This is a genomic window from Actinopolymorpha alba DSM 45243 (assembly GCF_000373925.1).
GTDB classification, from domain to species: domain Bacteria; phylum Actinomycetota; class Actinomycetes; order Propionibacteriales; family Actinopolymorphaceae; genus Actinopolymorpha; species Actinopolymorpha alba.
Genome location: NZ_KB892779.1, coordinates 1 through 4,601, shown reverse-complemented (window position 1 = coordinate 4,601; position 4,601 = coordinate 1). Strand labels below are relative to the sequence as shown.

The following is a 4,601-nucleotide window of genomic DNA, read 5'->3' as shown; positions in this document are numbered from 1 at the left end:
CAGCGATGCTCCGTGAGCCCGTCTGCGCACGCATTGTTCACTCGTGCATAGGGCGTTGACCTGGCAGATGGTATTCGTGGAATCTGGGGGTCAAGTTGGTGTGAAGCCAATCGCATGGCATGAGTTCTGCAGCGATCAGCCCTCAATCGTGAAGTTGGCCAGGCCAAAGAGGTGCACGACTCCGAGCTTCGAGGCCAGGCGGCGACAAGGCTGATTGTCGTCGAGGTGGCTGTAGAAGGCCACTCGTCCCTCGCCTGTCACTTCCGATGCCCACGCCTTCGACACCTGCTGTCCATAGCCGCTGCGACGGGCGTTTTCATCGGTCCACACCCATAGTTCGGCCGCCTCAGAGTTGGAGCGTGAGGAGCTGGCCCATGAGACCTCGCGGTCGTCGACCGTGATCGCGAACTCCTCGTAGCCCTTGCGGACGATGGCTGGGTCTACCGGCCTCAAGACCTCTGGAAAGACGTAGGTGCTGCACTTGGTGATGTTCATCGCGCGGCCTTGCCCCATAGCACTCGCGGCCCGCATGCTGTCCTCGAAGAACATCTCCTCCGGCAAAGCGGCTACTCGATCCACCAGATCGTCATCTGCGGTCGCGGCGAAGGTGACCCTGTACCCATCATGGAATCTGGCGATCGAACAGGTTGCGATCTCATCGGGTCGCGGGCCTTCGATACGGACGAGCCTGCCGTCTGAGTCCAGAGCCTTGCACTCCAGTCGGAGCTGCAGTAGCCAAAGTCGCCGGGCATCAAAGATCACGAACCACCTCTACCAGATCCGACCTCGCCCGAGCCAGCCGTTTGCGCCACGCCTGTCCTTTCTCGTTGGAGCACCTCACGGCGCCGAAGGATTAGGCCCAGGCGTGTGGGTGGGTAGGTGTGCTGAGGGACTCCTACGTGGCCATTCAGGAGCCCCAGCCCGGCCGGCTCCTCGCCCCGGCTTCGCCGGTCGGGGTCGACTGCGGGCGAACACGATCACCACGCCACAAGGCTTCGGCCGGTGACGCGGCTGGGTTAGGTGGGCCATCGCCTCACAACTCCCAGCCAGGTCAAGTCGAATGGCCCCAGCCGACGCCTCAACGACCGACGGCCCTCGCTGCGTCTATGGACAACTTCAGCGGCGTTACGCCGCCAGCCCGGCGTGATCGTCTACACGCCCGGGGCGAGCCACCCTCGCCGCCGCCGGTCACACCCGCGGGGGAGGCGGGGCGGAGGTGTCGGAAAGGCACCCTGGGCCCTAGCGCACCTCGGGTACTTGCCGAATAGCCCCGCCTGTGGGCATGGCTGCCTTTCAACGATGCGTCGCCGTGGGGCTGTGCGTCATGGTTTTCGTCGGGCTGATTGTCGTGGTCAGGGCGGTCATACGCGGGCTGGTCTGCTTGGCGGAATCGGCCTCCCACGACGGGTCCCACGACAGGCCGTCGACCCCGTCGTACTCGACGCGTTTGCTGCGGCCCGCTCTGGCGCCTGGGTATGGGGCAGGGGCCTCAAGTCTGAGGCCAGCATGGTGGTCACTGCGTCCGACTCAGCAACCGAGGCCGGCGACACGGGTGGACGACGGGCTGGCCGGCCAGCGGAGGGCGTCGGATCAGGCAAGTCGGATGAGGCCGGTGTAGAGGCGGTGTGCGCGGGCGAGGTATGGGTCGATGTGGCGCAGGCTCTGGGCGTGGAGTCCGTCCATGCCTGCCGAGAGGACGATGAACCTGTGGGCGCTCGCGGCGGCTTCCCATGCGGGGGTGATGGGGTGTTGCAGCCATTCGGTGTCGGCGTAGTGGAGCCATACTGATCGGCCTGCCCCGGCGTCGCGGAATGTGGCCCACGCTGTATCTGGCGCCACTTGGATCATGTCGCCGGTATCGGCGCGGGCTAGGCCGAGCGCCTCAGCGAGCCGCTGTATCTTCTCGGCGAATCCGTCGCTGCGCGGATGCACCAGCAGATGCGCAACATCGGCGCCGGTGACCGGGTGCATACCGATCCAGGTGGCCAGGGACAGCAGCTCGATCGACCTCTGGCCTAGCCACCACGTGTTGGGCTCGAGGGAATGGTCAACAGTCCTCGTCGCGTTCGTCGCCAGGATCTGGACCCGCTTCGTCAGCTTGGCCCACTCCTGTTCACTCAGCTCCACCTCGTGGGCGGAGACACTACTGATCCAGGCGACGTCACGAGCCTGCAGATGATCGGCGATCTCCCGGTAGGCGGCGGCTTCCTGCTCACCACTCAATTCCTCACCGATCGTCGACAAAACCTCGTTCAAGTCCTCAACAAACCGTTGGGTGGCCGCGAAACCCATGTCGTCTCCTTGCCGGAAGGCAGTCGCGCGCTGTTGGGCCGGGTGATAGCCGGGACCAATGTCCGATAGTTGAGTCCATACCGACCGATACCCGGCAACCTCGGGGTCGACAGCCCTGCGAGAACGATTCGCTCGCCTCACCGGCAGGATTCGGTCGACCTGTTCGGTGGTACATAACGCATGGTCTCGTTCTTTCTCCACTCAGAGGGCATGCAGACCCCACCACCAAAGCAGCATGGTCGCGATGTGGGTGGACCAGGGCCTCGGCCGGTTCACCCGGAGAACCGGTTGGGCCCCTACTCCAGCGCTAACCCCACCGGCGGACCTGCGGAGCAGGTCGTAAATTCGCCGACGGGTGGATTCGCAAACCTGGGTCGTACGCGGTTGCCTCCGCGTCATCCTCGAGGACGCGGGCGCGTAGGAAATCCCGAAGCGGCTCGATCCCACCGGGTCGCCGTCGGTTCATGCTGCCATCATGTGGGCTTTCACCTATTCCCCCTGGGGCCTATGTCGGCACTCGGTACGACGTACGCCAAGTGATCGTCGCCCCGGTAACGCGGCGAAGGAAGCGCTCGGCGACTTCGCCTCCGATATCCGCTGGTATCGCCTCCGCAGCCGGGTCGGACGTCCTGCGGTTGGTGAAGCCGTCCCACCGAACGTCTCCAAGGCGCGCCGTTTCCCGGTAGCTGTCGCGCTCTCCGAGGATGGCCGGTCGGCCTACATCGCCAACGAGGTAAGCGCCGGGATCACGGCCGTCACAACACAGACAGGCGCGGTAGCGGCGCCTGTGCCAGTCGGCGAAGCCCTTTCGACGTGGCGATCGGACCGAACGCACAGACCTCCTACGTCGCCGTACTCGGCCCCGGCCGCATCGCCGTGATCGACACCCAAAGCCACCGCGTCTCCACGACGATCTCCGTCGGCCCACCCGGGACCGACCCCTTCAACCTCGCGGTCACGCCCAGCCGGGTCTACGTCGCCAACCAAGGAAGCGGCAACGTGAGCGTCATCGACCCCAACACCCACAAAGTTCTTGCCACAGTTCCTGTCGGCAACAGCCCCTACGGCATAGCAGTGAAACCATGACACGTTCCCCGTAGACACGTCGCACGGTGGCAAGCCGGTGGCAGGCGCGGATCGGGTTGTCTAGGGTCGGCGCATGGAGCTGTTTCCCGCCATCCCGCTGGAGGCCTGAGTGGCCTCTAATGCTTGTTGTTTAACCAGGTGCGGTTGGGATACGCCCTGTTGATCATGGATGAAGCCCTTGGTTGATCATTCCTTCTTGCGACAGACGGAAGATCACACCAAGGGCTTCGATGATCAGTGTGCACGATGCCGGCACGGCCGGTGCGCTCGGGGAGTCATCCCGGTTTCGTCAGGTCGTTGCACCAAATCCGTCGCCAAGCGCAGCCGCGCTCGATGCGCCGGAGAACTCCGACGAAATCCCGGCCGCGGTCGGCGGAGCCGAATGCCCTCCGTCGCGGGGTGGAAATTCTTCGCGCCGATCCGACCCGTGACTCGAATGGGCTATCGAACCTCAGGGCGCACGCTCGCTCGTGGCCGCACCATCGGGGAGAGGAGCAGCTCACCTACGCGGTCCAGCCCGACCGGCTCGGCCACCAGGTCGGCCCACGGCCACCGGCTGCCGTTGAGGAAGGCGACGGCCCGCCGGAGGTGGCGCGGCTCGTAGTTGTGCACACCCGCCACGGTGAGCCAGCTGCGGACCACACGCTCCGGGTCGAGAGCGATCGGCGGGCCGGGTGCGACCGACCCGACCAGCACCAGCGCGCCGCCGACGTCGAGACAGTCCAGGCAAGTCCCGACCCCGGCCGGCGCACCGGAGAGCTCCAGCGCAACGTCGACGCGCGGCACCCGCTCCCCGGCAGGTCGGATGCGGTCCGCACCAAACCTCAGAGCCAGCTCGAGCCTGGCTGGGTCGGGGTCGACCACTACCACCTCGGCAGCGCCGGCGTCCGCGACCGCCGCGACGGCGGTGAGTCCGAGCATGCCGGCCCCGCTGACTAGCACCCGGCGGCCGGCCAGCTCGCCGGCCAGGTCGACGGCCCGCTCTAGACGAGTGATTCCTAACTCTGTTCGGTGTGGCTGCTGGGATCTTGACGCGGCGGAGGGTATCGATGTCGTTTTGTGACGAACAACCTCGATACCCTCCTGACCGCACTGTATGTGTACATCGATGATCACGTGGTGGAGGCGCACCGGCTCACACCCGGGCGGCCGAAGAGACTGACTGATGCCGAGCTGGTCTGTTTGGCGGTTGCCCAGGTGCTGTTGGGTTACCCGTCCCAGCA

At 65.6% G+C, this 4,601-nt stretch carries 4 protein-coding genes; 1 reads left to right on the top strand and 3 read right to left on the bottom strand.

Annotated elements, in window-relative coordinates:
• Positions 1-135 precede the first annotated feature (135 nt).
• Together B141_RS0126695 and B141_RS0126690 are read right to left on the bottom strand one after the other, a co-directional pair.
• Entirely contained in the window at positions 136-762 is a 627-nt protein-coding gene (locus B141_RS0126695) for a GNAT family N-acetyltransferase (RefSeq protein ID WP_020578254.1), read from the bottom strand.
• 828 nt (positions 763-1,590) lie between these two features.
• On the bottom strand, positions 1,591-2,292 hold the full coding sequence (locus tag B141_RS0126690; RefSeq protein ID WP_020578253.1) for a hypothetical protein: 702 nt from the start codon (positions 2,290-2,292) through the stop codon (positions 1,591-1,593).
• Between the two features lie 813 nt (positions 2,293-3,105).
• On the opposite strand from B141_RS0126690, the gene B141_RS0126685 reads away from it, so the two are divergent.
• Positions 3,106-3,378, top strand: coding sequence for a YncE family protein (locus tag B141_RS0126685; protein WP_020578252.1), 273 nt, complete (start codon positions 3,106-3,108; stop codon positions 3,376-3,378).
• 441 nt (positions 3,379-3,819) lie between these two features.
• Here B141_RS0126685 and B141_RS51715 read toward each other — a convergent pair whose 3' ends face one another.
• Positions 3,820-4,299: a zinc-binding dehydrogenase gene (locus B141_RS51715; RefSeq protein WP_020578251.1), complete on the bottom strand. Its 480-nt coding sequence runs from the start codon at positions 4,297-4,299 to the stop codon at positions 3,820-3,822.
• Positions 4,300-4,601: the final 302 nt, after the last annotated feature.